Origin of the sequence: Paenibacillus sp. OAS669 (assembly GCF_014873645.1) — a bacterium.
Classification (GTDB): domain Bacteria; phylum Bacillota; class Bacilli; order Paenibacillales; family NBRC-103111; genus Paenibacillus_S; species Paenibacillus_S vulneris.
Genome location: NZ_JADBDR010000006.1, coordinates 303,302 through 320,634, shown reverse-complemented (window position 1 = coordinate 320,634; position 17,333 = coordinate 303,302). Strand labels below are relative to the sequence as shown.

General features: G+C 46.5%; 17 protein-coding genes and 1 pseudogene. 9 read left to right on the top strand and 9 right to left on the bottom strand.

Annotated features, from left to right (window positions below; translation table 11 throughout):
• Nucleotides 1–26: 26 nt before the first annotated feature.
• The 6 genes from GGC63_RS15905 (at nt 27) to sigJ (ending at nt 6,454) form a co-directional block, all read left to right on the top strand.
• On the top strand, nt 27–1,259 hold the full coding sequence (locus tag GGC63_RS15905) for an FAD-dependent oxidoreductase (protein ID WP_192703138.1): 1,233 nt from the start codon (nt 27–29) through the stop codon (nt 1,257–1,259).
• A 120-nt stretch (nt 1,260–1,379) separates the two neighbouring features.
• Complete coding sequence (locus GGC63_RS15900) at nt 1,380–2,024, top strand: TetR/AcrR family transcriptional regulator (RefSeq protein ID WP_192703137.1); 645 nt, start codon at nt 1,380–1,382, stop codon at nt 2,022–2,024.
• A 256-nt stretch (nt 2,025–2,280) separates the two neighbouring features.
• A complete protein-coding gene (locus GGC63_RS15895; RefSeq protein ID WP_192703136.1) occupies nt 2,281–2,865 on the top strand; it encodes a TetR/AcrR family transcriptional regulator in 585 nt (194 codons plus the stop codon).
• Between the two features lie 57 nt (nt 2,866–2,922).
• Nucleotides 2,923–4,095, top strand: a complete 1,173-nt coding sequence (locus tag GGC63_RS15890) for an MFS transporter (protein ID WP_192703219.1) — start codon at nt 2,923–2,925, stop codon at nt 4,093–4,095.
• A gap of 216 nt (nt 4,096–4,311) precedes the next feature.
• Nucleotides 4,312–5,613 (top strand): protoporphyrinogen/coproporphyrinogen oxidase, encoded by a 1,302-nt coding sequence (locus GGC63_RS15885; protein ID WP_192703135.1) that lies wholly within the window; start codon nt 4,312–4,314, stop codon nt 5,611–5,613.
• On the top strand, nt 5,591–6,454 hold the full coding sequence (sigJ, locus tag GGC63_RS15880) for an RNA polymerase sigma factor SigJ (RefSeq protein ID WP_192703134.1): 864 nt from the start codon (nt 5,591–5,593) through the stop codon (nt 6,452–6,454). Before GGC63_RS15885 ends, sigJ begins: the two co-directional genes overlap by 23 nt.
• 184 nt (nt 6,455–6,638) lie before the next feature.
• Here the strand turns inward: sigJ and GGC63_RS15875 are convergent, their stop codons facing one another.
• From GGC63_RS15875 to GGC63_RS15865, 3 genes are all read right to left on the bottom strand, one after another.
• A complete protein-coding gene (locus GGC63_RS15875) occupies nt 6,639–6,845 on the bottom strand; it encodes a helix-turn-helix transcriptional regulator (protein ID WP_079911333.1) in 207 nt (68 codons plus the stop codon).
• Entirely contained in the window at nt 6,845–7,069 is a 225-nt protein-coding gene (locus GGC63_RS15870) for a hypothetical protein (RefSeq protein ID WP_192703133.1), read from the bottom strand. Before GGC63_RS15870 ends, GGC63_RS15875 begins: the two co-directional genes overlap by 1 nt.
• Before the next feature lie 322 nt (nt 7,070–7,391).
• Nucleotides 7,392–7,991 carry a TetR/AcrR family transcriptional regulator gene (locus tag GGC63_RS15865; protein ID WP_192703132.1) on the bottom strand — a complete coding sequence of 200 codons (600 nt, stop codon included), beginning with the start codon at nt 7,989–7,991 and terminating at the stop codon, nt 7,392–7,394.
• A 188-nt stretch (nt 7,992–8,179) separates the two neighbouring features.
• On the opposite strand from GGC63_RS15865, the gene GGC63_RS15860 reads away from it, so the two are divergent.
• Nucleotides 8,180–9,037, top strand: a complete 858-nt coding sequence (locus GGC63_RS15860) for an SDR family oxidoreductase (protein ID WP_192703131.1) — start codon at nt 8,180–8,182, stop codon at nt 9,035–9,037.
• Nucleotides 9,038–9,244: 207 nt separating this feature from the next.
• Here the strand turns inward: GGC63_RS15860 and GGC63_RS15855 are convergent, their stop codons facing one another.
• The gene (locus tag GGC63_RS15855) at nt 9,245–10,288 is read right to left on the bottom strand and encodes a zinc-binding alcohol dehydrogenase family protein (protein WP_192703130.1); all 1,044 of its coding nucleotides are present in this window, start codon (nt 10,286–10,288) and stop codon (nt 9,245–9,247) included.
• Between the two features lie 131 nt (nt 10,289–10,419).
• Here GGC63_RS15855 and GGC63_RS15850 point away from each other — a divergent pair, with 131 nt between their 5' ends.
• Nucleotides 10,420–10,797: a winged helix-turn-helix transcriptional regulator gene (locus GGC63_RS15850; RefSeq protein ID WP_079911328.1), complete on the top strand. Its 378-nt coding sequence runs from the start codon at nt 10,420–10,422 to the stop codon at nt 10,795–10,797.
• Between the two features lie 229 nt (nt 10,798–11,026).
• Here the strand turns inward: GGC63_RS15850 and GGC63_RS15845 are convergent, their stop codons facing one another.
• Nucleotides 11,027–11,329 carry a Dabb family protein gene (locus GGC63_RS15845; protein WP_079911327.1) on the bottom strand — a complete coding sequence of 101 codons (303 nt, stop codon included), beginning with the start codon at nt 11,327–11,329 and terminating at the stop codon, nt 11,027–11,029.
• A 208-nt stretch (nt 11,330–11,537) separates the two neighbouring features.
• Here GGC63_RS15845 and GGC63_RS15840 point away from each other — a divergent pair, with 208 nt between their 5' ends.
• Nucleotides 11,538–12,419, top strand: coding sequence for a helix-turn-helix transcriptional regulator (locus GGC63_RS15840; RefSeq protein ID WP_192703129.1), 882 nt, complete (start codon nt 11,538–11,540; stop codon nt 12,417–12,419).
• A gap of 190 nt (nt 12,420–12,609) precedes the next feature.
• On the opposite strand, the pseudogene GGC63_RS15835 reads toward GGC63_RS15840, so the two are convergent.
• The 4 genes and pseudogenes from GGC63_RS15835 to GGC63_RS15820 all read right to left on the bottom strand — a co-directional run bounded on the left by GGC63_RS15835 (nt 12,610) and on the right by GGC63_RS15820 (nt 17,199).
• Nucleotides 12,610–13,489, bottom strand: a pseudogene (locus GGC63_RS15835) (aminoglycoside phosphotransferase family protein).
• A gap of 247 nt (nt 13,490–13,736) precedes the next feature.
• Nucleotides 13,737–14,864 (bottom strand): carboxynorspermidine decarboxylase, encoded by a 1,128-nt coding sequence (gene nspC / locus GGC63_RS15830; RefSeq protein ID WP_192703128.1) that lies wholly within the window; start codon nt 14,862–14,864, stop codon nt 13,737–13,739.
• A 1-nt stretch (nt 14,865) separates the two neighbouring features.
• Nucleotides 14,866–16,104: a saccharopine dehydrogenase family protein gene (locus GGC63_RS15825; protein WP_192703127.1), complete on the bottom strand. Its 1,239-nt coding sequence runs from the start codon at nt 16,102–16,104 to the stop codon at nt 14,866–14,868.
• A 666-nt stretch (nt 16,105–16,770) separates the two neighbouring features.
• Nucleotides 16,771–17,199, bottom strand: coding sequence for a hypothetical protein (locus tag GGC63_RS15820; protein ID WP_079911321.1), 429 nt, complete (start codon nt 17,197–17,199; stop codon nt 16,771–16,773).
• Nucleotides 17,200–17,333 lie beyond the last annotated feature (134 nt).

Genomic DNA, 17,333 nt, shown 5'->3' with positions numbered 1-17,333 from the left:
ATAACTTAGTTAAAGTGAGGGGTTATATGAAATCACTATCTGTAGTTATTATCGGTGGCGGTCTCGGAGGACTTGCATTGGCACAAAGTTTGAAAAAACACCGCATTGACTTTCATGTTTGTGAACGCGAGCATGAAGGCAATTTTGTTCAAACAGGCTATCGAATCAAAATAAATGAGAATGGATCCAATGCGCTGCGGTTTTGTCTTCCTGAAAAACTATACGATCTCTATATGGAAACATCCGTTATAGGACCGGCACACCCCGTCTTCTTGGATCCGATCTCTCTGGAACCCACTGAAGAACAGCATCCGATGTACAACAAAGCGGAAGCCACACCATCTGTAAATCGGTTTACCTTTCGTGAAGTGTTGCTTGGCGAACTAAATGATAGGATCCATTACGGATACCGTTTTACCCATTATGAAAGATTAGAAAACGGACGCTTAAGAGCTTGGTTCGATAATGGGGAGCATATGGATGCGGATGTCCTAGTTGGCGCTGACGGGGGAGGGTCTAAAGTTCGCCATCAGTACAAACCCGGGGTGAAAATTTTCGATACGGGGGGAAGGGCTCTTTATACCAAGGTATTTCTGAATGATGCGCGGAGAAAGGAACTAAACAGGCTCATTGGGGATGGCAGCATGAGAGGCCTTCTAAATCCGGAAGGAGATGCTCCGGTTTCCCTTCTTCTCGAAGACATGGCCTTCAAGCCGAATATGGAACATTTACCGGAATCCATGTCCCTTAATGTGACAATTTCTCCTCAGCAGGATTACCTGTACGCTGTGTTTGCGTGCTCGCCCGAGTGGTTTGGGATTCCCGACGAGCAGCTTTTCCAATTGAAAGGTTTTGAATTGTTGTCCTTTGCTCAAGAGAAAACCAAACATTGGCACCCGCAAGTAAAACGGATGCTGGAATTAGCGGAGCCAGAGAAAACGGCTGTTTATCACCTTCGTAATGTTCTGCCGTATAAGCCTTGGAAAGAAACGACCTCTCTGGTTTTGCTAGGAGACGCTCTGCACCCCATGACACCGGCAGGTATCGGTGGGAACGCGGCACTCTTGGATGCCTGCGAGCTCTCGAAAGAACTAATCAACGTAAAAAATGGGGAAAAGGAACTTTTGGCCGCGTTACGCGATTATGAAGTGAGTGCCATTGAACGTGGGATGAGGGATGTTCGGCTCTCTTCGAAAGCAGGGGAAAGCATGTTCAACCAGAAGCCGTTGCCCGCTGAAGATGTGGAATTGGAGGAATAACTCTTTATTCACCCCATTTGGACCTGTGTTGTTTTTAAGTACATCCCTTACTAAGCCCTCCTCTATATAGAGTATAATAAGTCATATAAGAATTTATGGAATGGAGTTGGAATGCTTTCTATGCCTCAACGCAGGCCACATATCAGCGAGGAGAAGATAATAGCAGCCTCGTGGCGGCTTCTCTCCGAACAAGGAATCGAAAATTTTACAATTAGAAACCTCTGCAAGGAATTGAATGTTCAAGCCCCCACTATTTATTGGTACTTCGAGAGTAAGCAGGTTATTTATCAAACGTTAGCCAACCTGGTTTCGAGAGAGATCATAAGCGACCTTCCCAAGCAAGGAGACTGGCGGGATAGGCTTCAGATAAGCGCAACTGTTATTCGGAGGAAGCTCCAGCAGTTTCCTTGCTCCGGTCAACTTCTTATGAAGTCAAGGCCGGAGGCTGATTTTATGGAACTGTTCGAATGCCTGTTGCAGATGATAGAGCCTACTTCATTGACGGATAAACAAAAATTTTCATATACGACCCATTTGTTTAACTACGTCATCAATTTCGTCGTTGAAGAATATGAACAACGTATGCTACAGATATCGTTTGAGGAGGGTAAAAATGAGAAAACTCATTCAGATCTATCGCAGTTCAAATTGCTTCAACGGATGCACGAAGAAGGTATGTTTCAATTGATGGGCTCTGATGAACTGTTTAATTCCGGAATTCTCTTATTACTTGATGGAATAGAGCAGAGGGTTAAAGAGGTTTAACGAAATTTTGGGACTCCCAAGAGGTTCTTGATGCCATTGATGCTCCAAAGGCACTGCAGTGTCCGAATCCCGGACCTTGAATTTTGATCGACGCGGTGCTCATCTTTGAAAAGATGTCGATAGACGTTTTTCTCATTTCGCTTTGGAGGTCAATGGATATCTTATAGGCAATGGGACGATTGACATTCACTTTTCAGAGATGTAGAATTATAAAAAAATGTTAGTTACCGATAACTATCGAAAAAGAGGGATATTCTTGAGTATCAGAACGGAAAGCACGGCTGAAAAAATATTGTCGTCCACCATCGATCTCATGTCCGAGAAAGGGTATAAGGCGGTAACCATCAAGGAAATCGCCGCTGCCGCTTCCGTTAGCGAGATGACTGTATTTCGGACGTTTGGCTCCAAAAAAGCCATATTGGATGCCATTATCGACAATTATATGTTCTCCTCGCCGATTGAGCAGACCATCCAACAAAATCTCAAGTACGAACTCGAAACAGATTTGTTGATGATCAGCGAGCTGTACCACGATGTACTGGCCAGAAACAAAAAAATTTATTTGATTTCCATCTTGGAACGAAAAACGATGCCTGAAATCCACTTGAGCTTACACAACAAAGCTACGAAATTTCTCAGTATTGTTACCGAATATTTCCGTGTCATGCAGCAACAAGGCAAAGTGGTCAAAGGTAACCCGGAAACCCAGGCCATAACGCTAATGAAGTTCAATTACGGGAAATTTGTTGCCGGTTTGCTGTTAGAGGGTATTGCACCCGCTTCTCCAAATGATAACCTGCAAGCTTCGATAGCCATTATAGCAAAGGGGTTGACCATATAATTTTTTTATCCAAAATGTTAGTTAGTGATAACTAAACAAAGAAAGAGGGTGCTTATGATGGGACGTTTATGGACGACATCCTTTGTCGGTCTCACGCTGTCGATGTTCTTCTTATGCTTTGGGTTTTATTTGCTCCTCCCGACTTTGCCGCTATATATTAAACAATCAGGCATTGACGAATCGCGGCTCGGACTCATCATCGGTGGGTTTACTCTTACCGCGGTCGTTGTCCGTCCCGTTATCGGCGGTCTATTGGATCATTTCGGTAGGCGCTCCTTTATCCTTGCCGGGTTGATTATTTTCTCTACCGCGATGTTTTGGTACAACTGGGCAAGCGGATTTCTGCTGCTGCTTCTTGTGCGAATACTTCATGGCAGCGGTTGGGCTATCTCCACCACTTCCATCGGTACTTCGATCACCGACGTCATCCCTGCCCGGCGCAGAAACGAGGGAATGGGATGGTATGGTATGTCGATGAGCGTATCTATGGCAATCGGGCCCCTTATCGGGGTATGGATGGTCCAGAGCTACTCTTTCCGGCATTTGTTTGTTTTAGCTGCTTGTTTGTCTGTTGGAGCTATCCTTATTGCCTTGGCGACCAAGGTGCCTGATATCCGATCGAACAAAGAACAAAAAGCGGTGTTCTTCGATAAATCCGTTCTCCCGATATCGGCGGCCATCTTTTTCTTAGCTCTGACGTACGGTGGAATCACCACATTTTTGCCGCTGTTTGCAGGCACTATTCACGTCAATGCAGGGACTTTCTTTTTGGTCTATGCTGTAGCGCTAACGCTCATCCGGCCTTTTGCAGGGAAGCTCGCGGATCGCTATAACGAGGGGTCCATCATTATCCCTTCCATGATCCTGACGGTCATAGCGCTACTGATCTTAAGCTTGTCTGACGGTCTGCTGGGAGTTATCGTTTCCGCCTTGCTGTACGGGGTTGGTTTCGGAGCGGCTCAGCCCACACTTCAGGCAGTGACACTTGGCCTTGTTTCTTCCGACAAAAAAGGCATGGCCAATGCTTCTTTCTTCACGGCCATGGATTTTGGGATCGGGTTGGGAACGATCCTGCTTGGGTTTATTTCACAGTTATTCGGCTATCCGTTCCTATTTGCTGCATGCGCGGTTTCTGGGCTTATTGCTTTGCTCATCTTCACGGTTTTTGTAAGAAGAACCTTATTACGAAGAAAGGAGGAGCCTGCCGGCAATATTCATCAGTCAACCTAAGCGTATATTTTTTTAGAAGAATTGTTAGTTAGTAATAACTAATATGCTGTCGATTCCTTCGGCACCTTTGTAGCGCCCCCTGAAGTCTTGCCGCGGGGCGTCTTTTTGTTGCTTTGAAATGTTGCGGCAGATTTCCCATAAATTTTATTTGCGTATCTGTCACACTTCACATCCCTTCCCCGTCATACAGGTAAAATTTGAAAGGGATGATGAGTGATGCAAAAGGTGGATGTGGTCGTGGTTGGTGGAGGGATTGCGGGTTTAACCGCTGCAATGTACGCAGCTAAAGCCGGGAAACAAACGGTGGTCATTGAAAAACAGAATCGCTTAGGCGGCCGAGCCATTTCCAACAAGAAAAAAGGGGCATACTTCAACCTGGGCGCGCATGCCTTGTATAAGGGAGATGCGTACGCGACTTTCCGGGAATTGGGATTGACCTTGAAGGGAAAGCAGCCTTCGACTGAGGCTTATGGCGTTTGGAAAGGGAAGTTAAGCCCCTTGCCTTCGAGCATAACATCCTTGTTTACGACCCCGCTGTTGTCTTGGAAAGGAAAGATGGAGTTCGTTTCGTGCCTTACGAAGCTTTCAAAAGCGGACACTCGTCAATTTGACCGGATCAGTATCCGCGAATGGGTCGAAGGGAATTTGCGGGATCCCATGGTGCGCAATATCTTTTATTCGCTGCTTCGTGCCGCCAGTTATGTGGTCGGGCCGGATTTGCCAGCCGCGGGTCCTGTATTGAAACAGCTGCAGAATGCCCTTAAAGGAGCGTTGTACCTGGATCGTGGCTGGGGCGAGTTGGTCGAGGAATTGCGGCAAAAGGCATCCGACCTCGGAGTGCGGTTATTAACAAATACCAAAGTCACATCCATCGATACGCGTGGCGGGATCGTGCGGCAGGTTCTCTGTGAAGACGGAACGAAAATCGATACGCCCCATGTTATCCTTGCCACATCGCCTTCTATCGCAAGTGAGTTGGTGCCCTTTGCAGAAAAAACCGCCCTTCATACCTGGAAAGAACAAGCGATTGAAGTCACTGCGGCTTGCCTGGATGTGGCCTTGAAACGACTTCCCAAGCCCAAACAACAATTTGCATACGGGATCGATCAGACCGTGCTTCTTAGCAATTATTCGCGTGCGGCTTATCTAAGCGACGATGGCGCGCAAGTCGTATCGCTCATTAAGTACCAAGGGAAAGAAACGGACCCGGATACAGATTTGCGCGAACTGGAAGGCGTGCTGGACTTGATGCAGCCGGGATGGCGGGAACAATTGGTTGTCAAGCAATATCTTCCTAAAATAACGGTGTGTCACGACTTTATGCATGTGAAACGTATCGAGAATCCCGGACCCGCTGTCCCGGAAATACAAGGGTTATATGTAGCAGGAGAATGGGCGTCGCACGGTGAAGTATTGGTTGATGCCGCGACGGCAAGTGCCAAAAGAGCCATCCAACACATGCTCTTCCTCGAGGGTAAGGAGAGGAACGCCTATTATGAGTACAGAGGAATTATATAAGCGTTATAAAACGGAGCTGTTTTCGTTAGCGTATCGAATGCTCGGCAGCGTCATGGATGCGGAAGATATCGTACAAGATGCTTTTTTGAGCTATGACAGACTGTCGGACGTCGGGACAATCCGAAACGAAAGGGCATTTTTATACAAAATCGTAACGAATCGTTGTCTTGATCTTTTGCGCTCGTCGGCCAAAAAACGAGAAATGTACGTCGGCCCATGGCTTCCGGAGCCCCTAATTGAAAAAGGCGCCTCGGACGACGATCCATCCAATAGGTATTTGCGGTCGGAGTCGATTTCTACGGCTTATCTTCTGCTTCTGCAGCAATTGAGTGCAACGGAAAGGGCGGTATTTCTTCTTCGAGAGATTTTTCAATATCCGTTTGAGGAGATTGCCGATATAGTCGGAAAAAGCAGTGCGAATTGCCGGCAAATTTTCCACCGCGCCAAAAAAAGCATCCATTTCGACCCGGACCAACAACCGTCGGTTTCCATCGCGGAGGAGAAGATTAAAGAGTTTGTGAATTCGCTGCTGCAAGGAAATACGACGAAGCTTCTTGAACTGGTAAGTGAGAATGTTGTGCTGTACACGGACGACGGAGGCAAAGTAAGAGCGGCGCAAGTGCCTGTTGTCGGGTTTGAGCAGGTGATGAAGCTACATCTTAATTTGATCAACATGCATGCGGGTAAATTTACGTACTCGTTCCTCTTGGTGAATGGGCTCCCCGGAATCCGCATTCGTTTGGGTGAAGGGATCCAATATGTTTATTCTTTTGCTTATCGAGATCATAAAATCGAAGCGATCTATACTGTCGCAAATCCGGAAAAGTTAAGACATCTATAGAATCACAATGTAAATGGTAAAGGAGCTGACGGCGTCAGCTCTTTTCTTTTTTCGCCGTTAAACCCGAGTGAAACCGAAGACCATATTCGATGTGCTGTTGTTCACTGCAGGATTGAACGGAATACACCTGAAATTGTTACTGTCTGAAAGAGTACAGCAATCGGGTGAATGAACAGCTGGTCCGCTAATCAAGATCACCGTCTTCAAAAATAAAAAGCTCTTCTACACTGACCTGGAATTGCCGGGCGATTTTGACAGACAGCTTGAGGGACGGGTTGTACTCTCCTTTTTCCAAAAAATTGATCGTTTCTCTTCTTGCGCCGACTTTTTGTGCGAGCTCTGCCTGGGTGAGGTTGAATTTTGCCCTATATTCTTTTATGCGTGTTTTCATTATTCCAAGCCTTTCCGCTTCCTTGTAAGCAGCCAGGATACGTAGAGCGATCCCGCCATGCCGAATAAACCAATCAATAGTAAATCATCGATTTCCAGATATTTGTGGAGCGCGAACAAAATAATCCAGATGTACAAGGAGTAGAAATACGCTTTGCCTGCAGAATAAATCTTTACTTTTCTGGTGCGCTCATCATCAAACCCCAAACGAAGATTCCATTTCATAATCATCACCTCATGTTAGAAATATATAACTTGATGTTAAAAATATATAACATTCTCTGTATTTCGTCAATGGGCTCTATGTATGTTTTTTACATTTATTAAAAGGCAAAACGGAGTTGCTCTCTATGCAACAAAAGTTCGCGTTACTCTTTAAAGCACTCGCAAACATGCCGATTCCCGGTCTGCAAACAAAGGGCCACCCCGCAGAGGATGACCCTAAAACTTTTTTTCTCAAATATCAAATTCAGACTCCGAAAATCCCCTGAAAGTAGACTTTAAAGGAAATAATGGTTTCATTATTTCGAGTGAGCCTATGCATACTTCAAGACTCTGAGGTTGCTTGCTGCCAAAAAGACCCCAAATTAACGGTTACAACCTCAATAACGTTTCGTACCATCGATTCTAACGAGCGAACCTGGGCGTCTCTGCACCACTGTAGGGCCGACCCGAATACGCCCCAACTGACGACAAGAGCCGTAGCTTCCAGTCTTTCTTGAGGGAAGCTTTGTTGGGCCCCGGATTTAAGCCATTGGAGCAAAAGGCGATACAATTCTCTTTGTACAGCTTTTTCAAGCATCGGCTCAAACTGTTTGTCTCCCGGCGTGATGTATCCTCGAAATCGTAACTGAAATTGAAAGATGGTTTGAACGAGGGTGCGCAGATTGTCCTGATTGAAGGCTGAATCATCCGGCAGTCTTTTTTGGATAATGATTTGAAATTTTTCCGTCATCCAATACTCCAAAAAAGCGAATTTATCTTCAAAATGGGCATAGAAGGTTGCTCGGTTGACGGATGCCCGAGCCGCAATGTCGTACACGGATATCGAATAGATGTTTCTCTTTTCGTCGAGCAGCTCGTTAAAGGCTTGTATAAATAACTGACGGGTTCTTTTTACACGGGGGTCATTGGGATTTACCGGCATGCTACACCACGCTTTCTTTGGGTCTCAAAAACAGACAAAACAGCGATCGTGTGGGGAAACCAACGAAAACGGCTTTTTGCTGATTGTGAATAAGGCTCCATCCTTTTATCTTTTGTTTATGCCATATATATGGTTGCACAAAACCATATTCTATGCAAATCTTCTACAAAGGAAAGGATGAAGGTAACATGCTTATCGTTACTGGAGCAAACGGAAAGTTAGGCAGGAGTGTCGTAGAGCAATTGCTTAAGCGTATCCCCGCTGAGCAGATTGGAGTCAGTGTCCGAGATGTGAGCAAGGCTCGGGATTTAAAGGATCATGGGGTCCGCGTTCGCCATGGCGATTTTGATGATGCAGACAGCTTGCTTTATGCTTTTGAGGGGGCGTCGCAGGTTCTTCTTGTTTCTTCCGGTATTTTGGGAGAGGCGGGGATCCGTCAGCATCAAACCGCGATTCACGCGGCAAAGGAGTCTGGGGCCGACAAGGTGCTGTACACAAGTCACATGGGTTCTTCTTCGACGTCGTATTTCCCGCCTATGATTCACCATGCGGCGACAGAGGCGTTGCTTAAAGAATCGGGTATGCCCTACACGTCTCTTCGCAACGGGTTTTATGCCTCATCATTAGTTGGACTCATCGGCGCAGCAATCAATACGGGAGAATTGATCGTTCCTGAGGACGGTCCGATTGCCTGGACAGCGCACTTAGACTTGGCCCAAGCCACGGCAGTTATTCTAACCGAGCAGAGCTGGGACGGCCCATCCCCGAATCTAACCGCTTCAGAAGCGATTGACATGGAGGGGGTTGCAGCAATGGTTTCGGAGATTGTGGGAAGACCTATCTACCGAAAAGTAGTCTCGGACGAGGCATATCGGGAGCATCTGACCGCTCAAGGTTTTCCGGAAGCGCGTATTGAGATCACTATGGGTTTATTTCATGCCAGCCGCAACGGGGACTTCGCGCAGACGAGCAACATTTTAGCTGAACTGATCGGTCGACCTCCGATGACGTTAAGGGACTTTTTAAAAGAGTCTATTGCTCTATAATCTCGATCCTTGGTCCAATAAATGATAGAGGCGGGTTCTGAAAAATATCGGTACCCTAAAAAGCCCGTATTGGGGTTAGCGAAACCGACGCCCGTTCTCTTGTCTGCACCATACCGCAGTAAGCAAAAAGGCCCTAAGTTATAAGGGGCCTTATTCTTGTCTATACCGATGACCGCTCTTCGGAATCAACGGTCTTCATCGCAGGTATCAGAAGTTTTCTAAAACAATTTTACCAATGGATCGGCCATTCTCCAACTTCTCATGTGCTAAACGCAGATTTGCGGCATTAATGGGTTCAAGTCGTTCATTTAGTGTCGTTTTTAATTTCCCATCATCGATTAAGTCCGCCAGATCACTCAGCAATTCGTGTTGTTTTATCATGTCTTCGGTTTGAAACAAGGGCCGTGTAAACATGAACTCCCATACAAACGTTACACTTTTAGAAAACAGCAAGTCCATTTTCAAGCTTCCTGCCCAGGCGGCCTTATCCGTAGGTACGATACAGCAAATTTTGCCTTGGGGGATAATGGCCTCCGCCATATTCGATAGATGTTGTACAGTATCATTCAAGCAGAAAATATAATCTACAGCATCTATACCCAATTCCTTGAGCTGAGGCTGGAAAGGGTTGTTGTGGTTAATGATAAAATCCGCTCCTAGTCCTTCGACCCATTGAGCTGATTCCGGACGCGAGGCAGTACCGATAACGGTCAAGCCTGCTAATTTGGCAAGCTGCACAGCAATCGATCCTACTCCTCCAGCTGCGCCGATAATAAGTATGCTCTTGTTTTCCTTTGCGTTCAGGTTAATTCCCAAACGATCATATAGGCCCTCCCATGCAGTTATCGAGGTAAGCGGTAATGCGGCTGCTTCCGCGAAATCTAAGCTTCTTGGCATTTTTCCTACGATTCGTTCATCAACCAAGTGAAATTCGCTATTAGTGCCTGGTCGGGCCACACTGCCCGCATAATAGATTTTGTCCCCTGGTTTAAACAATTGACAGTCAGGGCCAACTTGTTCTACGATTCCAGCAGCATCCCAACCAAGAATTTTCGGTGATTCGGCTTCATAGTTATGTTTGGCGCGAACGCCGACGTCTGCAGGGTTGACAGAGATAGCTTTTACATTTACAAGCAAATCGCGGCCTGTAGGTTCGGGTTTATCCAAATGCAGATCGATAAGGCTTTCCGGATCAGATATGGGAAGGTATCGGTAAGCACCGACTGCTTTCATTTGCTGGCGAGTATTCATAGGTATCGCATCCTTTCAAATAGCAATTGATTTGTACAGATAGCATTGTATATCAGTTGGGTTACTTTAAGTAAGTACGCATATTTTTATGGTATAGTATTAAAAATCAAACCTTTGGGGAGGACAAGCTGATGGGAGACCGAAGAAACAAATATGGAGCGCATCCGGATATGCAAGCATGCCCGGTTGAAACAACGCTGGATGTTATTGGTGGAAAGTGGAAGGGGATCATTCTCTATCAGCTTCTGGATGGAACGAAAAGATTTAATGAATTCAGGCGCCTGAATCCAGGAATTACGCAGTTTATGCTCACATTGCAATTAAGAGAGCTTGAACGGGACGGCATCATTCATCGAGAAATATATAAAGAGGTTCCGCCAAGAGTGGAATACTCCCTTACTGATTTTGGAAGGACTTTGGAACCGGTGATTATGTCTATGAAAGCATGGGGGGAGTCTTACAAGGTGCGGCTTGATGAAAATCGCACGATACAAGCGGAGGATAATTAAAGGCAAGGTGGGTAATAAAACCGGCCGGTGGTACAAGGCAGCAGCTGCAACAAATAATAGACATACTATCTATGCTGTGAGGCACCTGACAGTGCTTGGCGGGACATCGATGGCGGAGCAGCGAATATCTGTTTTGTGTGACCATAAGCTTCGGCAGCCTGATGCAACGCGATCGAACCCTCGGTCTGTAGAGCGAGGGCTCGAAACAGGCTATATCTTTTCTCAATCGTCAAGCAATCGGATAGTCCATGACCACAATCCCTTCGACGAAGGATCCAATGGATTGCAATAAATGTTGATGCAGGGGATGCTGAATGTAATCCCGGCAAGCCTGCTCATTCTCAAAAGTAACTCGAATGCCCAACGTGTAACCGTGCTTATGCTCTACTTCCTCCGTAACGTTAATCCCGGCGCTTATATCTACAATCCCCGGGATGTTCCCCTTAAAGGAGTACACTTGCTTTATCACCTCTTCTTTTTGGCCAGTAGAAATAGGGGACTTGAGTTTCAATAGTACAATATGTTCAAACATCTTTTTCTCCTCCAAGGTTCCTGATTATTTTTCGCTTTGCTTCGTTAGTTTGACCTTCTCAACCGATAACTGCTGCAACGTCCATTCTTGCTTTCTCCCTAAAGGGAACATAGACTAGTGTATATAAATCTAACGAAGCCAGGAAGAGATCTGGTTATCGTAGGATTAGGAATCCTACGTTCATCAATGGAGAGGGGGATTGGAGATCATGTCGAGCAGCTTGGATCGTTACGGGGAACTGTCCCGGTTTTTACGCACACGCCGGGAAAGGATTACCCCTAAGCAGGTAGGATTGCCGGAGACCGGACGCAGACGGACCCCCGGACTTCGCCGCAGCGAGGTGGCTATGCTGGCAGATGTGGGATTGGATTGGTATACCTGCCTGGAACAAGGGCGCCCTATTAACGCATCCGCCGAGGTCCTCGATCGAATAGCTGGAGTGCTGCGGTTGAACGAATCGGAACGCAGGCATCTGTTTCATCTTGCCCGTAAGCAGATCCCTTTGAACGAAACAATGAAGCCCTCCAAGGTAACACCTGCGCTTCAACGTTTTTTGGATAGCCAACACTTGTCCCCGGCGAATGTCATGGATGGGCGTATGAACATTATCGCCTGGAATGAAGCCTATTGCGCGTTGAACGGAGATCTTGCGGCAATGTCTGAAAGGGAGCGGAATTTTGTCTGGATGACGTTTACTTCTGCCCGTTTTCGCTACATCAAAGGGGACGAGTGGGAGCAGCATGCGAGGCGGATCACCGCAAAATTCCATGCCGGGTATGCGCGGCACGTTGACGACCCTTGGTGGTCTGAGCAGTATGAGGCGCTGTGCCAAGCCAGCAGCGAGTTTCAAGAATTCTGGGACTCCCATGAGGTTCTTGATGCCATCGATGCTCCAAAGGCATTGAAGTGTCCGAATCTCGGAACCTTGAATTTCGATCTTGTTTCGTTTCAGTATTTGGACGATGCCAACTTGACGGTTTCCATTCATGTTCCCCATCCAGACGGCACGGTGGACAAAATGCAGCAGCTGTTAAGCAATTATCAGAGTCAGTATTCGGAGCCGCGTGAATTAAAAGCTTTACGGAGCTAACAAGCCACTGGTTATAACGAATCAACCCCTCTGCCCCGAAGCACTGACAGCTTTCGCTGGTTGACGCTGTCCGCTTTCATTAAGAAGATGAGCAGGAACGCATAAATGACTGACAAGATAAGAACAAATTCCAGCGCGACAGTAAAGGCGTGTGCATACGTATCAGAAGAGGCGACCAAGATTCATACGCTTATAGCCGGTTGTAGTCCCGGACGATGGTATCCATTACATACTTTCCCCAGACCGAGGCTTCCGAGCCCCTCTCATTCCGCTCGTAAGTGATGAGTGCTTTCCATAGGGCCCAGCCGCGTGCGCGGTTAATAGTGTCCTCATCAAAATTCATGAGTTTCAAGAAAATTTCGCGGCTTGCGTCGTCAAAAAAGTTCCAGGCCATATCAAGGTCGCTGGAAGGATCGCCCACGCCCATAGTGCCGAAATCAATGACGCCGCACAGCCGTCCCTCTCTCACAAGCAGATTGCCTACTGCAACGTCACCATGCAGCCATAGCGGCGCCGATGAGTATCTTGTCGCAAGAGAAAGCTCCCATATTTCAGTAAGCAGCTTTTGATCGTATTGGGCAGAGAGAGTTTCGATGGCAGACCTTGTTTCATGATCGTAAACAGCAAGGCTTCCTCCTCGATGAAAGTTCTGAACACCTGCCGGTATGCCGCAGCTCGCGTCGATCGCCTCCAACTCTTTCAAAAACTTCGCGAGGTGTTCGGCAAATTCGTGTAGATTGCGTATGTTGTCATGAGTGACGGTGTCACCCTCAATCCACCGGTTAATGGACCAGAGAAGAGGATATTCGTCCGTCGGCTCGCCTTTTGCAACAGGAACCGGAATGGGCAAGGAAAGAAGCGGCTTGAAAATAGGAAGCCAAGTCAACTCTTTCTCAACAGCCGGGGCGTAGCTTTCATGACTCGGCAGGCGAACAGTCATCTCGCTGCCCAACCGGTAGGTGCGGTTATCATGGCCGCTTTTTTCCACGGGCCCTTATATCCAGATCCCTCCATTTTGGAAATTGACTATCGATTAATCGGCGTACCAGTTCACAAGTAATCTCTATCATTTCCTCACTTCTTTCTGCAAATGATTTTGATTATGAATTTTTAGAATAGTTGAAGCCGGGCACTGTATGTATACCCTACACAATAGGAATACTTACATCATACGCCCTTGACCTAGGCCGCCTCAAAGCGTAAAACGGATATAAAAAAACTTGCCGATACGGACGGCACAGGGAACCGCACAAAAAGTGACGGCGAAAATGCAAATAAAGCCCTAACCCTGATTGCAGGGCTAAGGCTTTTATTTCATTAAGCTAGTCTCATCTTAAAATCCTGATAGCCGAACTCGCGTACGATGCGGCAATTACCGTCTTTCTCCTGCACAGCGATGGCAGGCAGCGGCATGCCGTTGAAGGTATTGGTTTTGACCATGGAGTAGATCGCCATATCTTCAAACACTAGTCGGTCGCCGCTCTTCAGAGGCTGATCGAAGGAATAGTCTCCGATGACATCGCCTGTAAGGCAGGTCGGCCCGCCAAGACGATAAGTGTATGGCTTCTCCCCGGCTTCGCCCGAGCCGATAAGCGGCGGACGGTAAGGCATTTCCAGAACATCAGGCATATGGCAGGTAGCCGACGTATCCACGATCGCAATTTCCATGCCGTTTCGATGGATATCCAGCACGGATGTGACCATGTAGCCCGCGTTCAGTGCGATGGCTTCTCCCGGTTCGAGATAGACCTCCAAACCATACTTGTCCTGCATTCTCTTAATGCAGGCTTCCAATCTTGGAATATCATAATCTTCTCTTGTGATATGGTGACCGCCGCCGAAATTAATCCATTCCATTTGCGGCAGCCATGTTCCAAATTTGTCTTCGACCGCATTCAGCGTGGTCTCCAAATCGTCCGAATTCTGTTGGCAAAGGGTATGGAAATGCAGTCCCGAAACGCCTTCAAGCTGTTCCGGCCGGAAATCCTCCCGTTTTACGCCAAATCGGGATCCCGGCGAGCAAGGATCATAGATTTCATGTCCCACTTGCGTCGAGCACTCCGGATTGATGCGAAGGCCTATTTTTCTGCCCGCAGCAAGTGCTTTCGCTTTATACTTCTCCAACTGGGAGAAGGAATTGAAGATGATATGATCGCAAATGGATATAATTTCGTCGATTTCATCTTCACGATAGGCAGGGGCAAAGACATGAGTTTCTTTGCCCATTTCTTCGTGGCCCAGCCGTGCTTCGAATAAACCGCTCGCGGTCGTACCGCTTAAGTATTTCCCGATGAGCGGATACATCTCAGTCATGGAAAAAGCTTTTTGCGCCAATACAATCTTGGCTCCCGTACGCTGCATGACGCCGTTCAAAATCTTCAGGTTTTTTTCAATGAGCGCTTCATCGACTACGAAACAAGGTGTAGGTAATTCCTCGAACCGCATATTAACGAACGAACTCCGGCTGTTTAGTTTCCTCCGGCAACGCATCAACAAGCACCGGATTAAAGTCTTCTACCCATGGAAGTCCCCATTTGTTCAGCTCTTCCATGAATGGATCCGGATCGAACTCTTCGACATTGAATACGCCAGGCTTATTCCATTTGCCGGTCAGGATCATCGCCGCACCGATCATGGCAGGTACGCCAGTTGTATAGGAGATGGCTTGGGAGCCCACTTCTTTATAGCATTCTTGATGATCGCAAACATTGTAGACATAGTAAGTCTTGTCTTGGCCGTCTTTTTTCCCTTTGAAGATACAACCGATGTTCGTTTTGCCCACCGTACGAGGTCCAAGGGAAGCCGGGTCCGGGAGTACAGCCTTCAGGAATTGAAGCGGGATGATTTTTTTGCCTTCGTATTCAATCGGTTCGATGGAGGTCATTCCCACGTTTTCAAGTGCCTTTAAGTGCATAAGATAGCTTTGACCGAAAGTCATGAAGAAACGAATGCGTTTCAGTCCAGGGATGTTTTGCGCAAGGGATTCAAGCTCTTCATGGTACAGCAGATACATATCCTTTTGGCCGACTTCCGCGAAGTTATACTCGCGTTTGATTTCCATCGGCTTCGTTTCGATCCATTCCCCGTTTTCCCAGTAGCGTCCGTTAGCAGACACTTCACGGATGTTGATTTCCGGATTGAAGTTGGTTGCGAAAGGATAGCCGTGATCCCCGCCGTTGCAATCCAGAATGTCGATATATTCAATTTCGTCAAAATAGTGTTTCAGCGCATAAGCGGAGAATACGCCAGTAACGCCCGGATCGAATCCGCTGCCCAGAAGAGCTGTAATTCCTGCTTTTTCGAAGCGTTCCCGGTATTCCCATTGCCATTTGTATTCGAATTTCGCCGTATCTTCCGGCTCATAGTTTGCCGTATCCATATAGTGAGTTTTGGTAGCCAGGCAGGCCTCCATGATCGTCAAATCTTGGTAAGGAAGAGCCAGGTTCATGACGATATCCGGTTTGAATTCGGTAATCAGATCGATCAGATCTTCCACGATGTCTGCATCGACTTGTGCAGTTGTAATTTTGGTTTTTCCGCCGTCCAATTTGGCTTTCAGCTCGTCGCATTTGGACTTGGTACGGCTGGCAATGCAGATTTCCTCGAACACTTCGCTGTTTTGAACGCATTTATGAACTGCTACAGATGCTACGCCGCCGGCGCCGATGATTAGTGCTTTTCCCATTTGTCAATCTCCTCATCTTATTAAACTTAATAAACTGTATAAACTTTTTTTACTGCAAAACGGCAACAAAAAAGCAAGCGAAACACGCACCATGCGCATCACACTTGCTTGTTATAGTCGAATAATAAGATAATTTCCAGTAAGCATGACATGATAAATCTTATCACGCTTGTCAGTCAGCCATAAAACGCATCGGTTGGAAAGGCTCTTACTATTCAAATATACCATGTTAGGATCAGAGTCTATATAGCAAATAATTACTTTTACCACTCTTATTGACCGTTTCACAAGTTGTGTGCGTATGCACCGGTTGTAAAGTAACCAACTTATAAAATTTGAGCTTTTAACTCAATCAATAAGGCAACGAAAGTTGCCAGTCGGCATTTGACCCGGCTGTCCGTATGGCCTTAACTTCCCTAAGGAAGTGGTCAAAGATTATCTGCTTGGAAAGATCCTACATGTATTGAATATTCGCTTTCCAAAAATTATGCTCCTCCATAATATCAGGATAGGAAGTATTGAGCAAGAGGAAATTTAAAACAAACTTATTTTCGTGTTGAATACCGAACGACATATCATATTCAAGATTTGAAGCAATGTTAACACTTTATATAATTGGGCTTTTATTCCACAATGCATTGGTACGGACAAAGGATGCCCAATCTCTTATCTATCAGTCAACAAATTTATTAATTCGTTATATTCAGGATACTCTCTGAAGCTATCACTTGTATGTGTTAGCTTTTCCAACACGGTCCCCTTTTCTTGTTCAGAGAGTGCAGCTGATGTACTCCCCGTTTCTTCCCATTCCTCAGTTAACGTCTGATGTAAAGAAAGTAGACCTTGTTCGTAAACGCTGGTTGCTTCATCATGAATGGCTTTCATCAAAATCTCTTTATTGACGGGGAGTCTGCGAAAGCCTGCAAAATAGGTAACCCCGCTTTTCCAAGAAATCGAACGATGGTTCCACTCGCCCATTAGAATGGCCCATTCTTCCGGATCTAACATAAAAATATAATCAATACCCTCATCAGGATCCTCGGTTCCGCTGCAGACTTGGTCTTCATTTAGAAAGTAATCAAGCGCTTCTTTCATTTGTTCAACCCCCGTACCCATTGTTGATATAAGAACATTGTAATCTCTACAACAGGTGAGTTTCCATCTCCCGATGGAATGGATAGACAAAAAAGACAGGAGAAATGGGGAAAACCACCCCAGTTCCTGGAGTG

Bases quoted from the DNA above. Each gene is read 5' to 3' on its own strand.
- GGC63_RS15820 (WP_079911321.1), bottom strand. From the start codon at position 17,199: ATGAAAGAAGCGCTTGATTACTTTCTAAATGAAGACCAAGTCTGCAGC.
- GGC63_RS15870 (WP_192703133.1), bottom strand. From the start codon at position 7,069: ATGAAATGGAATCTTCGTTTGGGGTTTGATGATGAGCGCACCAGAAAA.
- GGC63_RS15885 (WP_192703135.1), top strand. From the start codon at position 4,312: ATGCAAAAGGTGGATGTGGTCGTGGTTGGTGGAGGGATTGCGGGTTTA.
- GGC63_RS15890 (WP_192703219.1), top strand. From the start codon at position 2,923: ATGGGACGTTTATGGACGACATCCTTTGTCGGTCTCACGCTGTCGATG.
- GGC63_RS15865 (WP_192703132.1), bottom strand. From the start codon at position 7,991: ATGCCGGTAAATCCCAATGACCCCCGTGTAAAAAGAACCCGTCAGTTA.
- GGC63_RS15825 (WP_192703127.1), bottom strand. From the start codon at position 16,104: ATGGGAAAAGCACTAATCATCGGCGCCGGCGGCGTAGCATCTGTAGCA.
- nspC (WP_192703128.1), bottom strand. From the start codon at position 14,864: ATGCGGTTCGAGGAATTACCTACACCTTGTTTCGTAGTCGATGAAGCG.
- GGC63_RS15845 (WP_079911327.1), bottom strand. From the start codon at position 11,329: ATGTTTGAACATATTGTACTATTGAAACTCAAGTCCCCTATTTCTACT.
- GGC63_RS15860 (WP_192703131.1), top strand. From the start codon at position 8,180: ATGCTTATCGTTACTGGAGCAAACGGAAAGTTAGGCAGGAGTGTCGTA.
- GGC63_RS15875 (WP_079911333.1), bottom strand. From the start codon at position 6,845: ATGAAAACACGCATAAAAGAATATAGGGCAAAATTCAACCTCACCCAG.
- GGC63_RS15855 (WP_192703130.1), bottom strand. From the start codon at position 10,288: ATGAATACTCGCCAGCAAATGAAAGCAGTCGGTGCTTACCGATACCTT.
- GGC63_RS15900 (WP_192703137.1), top strand. From the start codon at position 1,380: ATGCCTCAACGCAGGCCACATATCAGCGAGGAGAAGATAATAGCAGCC.
- GGC63_RS15850 (WP_079911328.1), top strand. From the start codon at position 10,420: ATGGGAGACCGAAGAAACAAATATGGAGCGCATCCGGATATGCAAGCA.
- sigJ (WP_192703134.1), top strand. From the start codon at position 5,591: ATGAGTACAGAGGAATTATATAAGCGTTATAAAACGGAGCTGTTTTCG.
- GGC63_RS15840 (WP_192703129.1), top strand. From the start codon at position 11,538: ATGTCGAGCAGCTTGGATCGTTACGGGGAACTGTCCCGGTTTTTACGC.
- GGC63_RS15905 (WP_192703138.1), top strand. From the start codon at position 27: ATGAAATCACTATCTGTAGTTATTATCGGTGGCGGTCTCGGAGGACTT.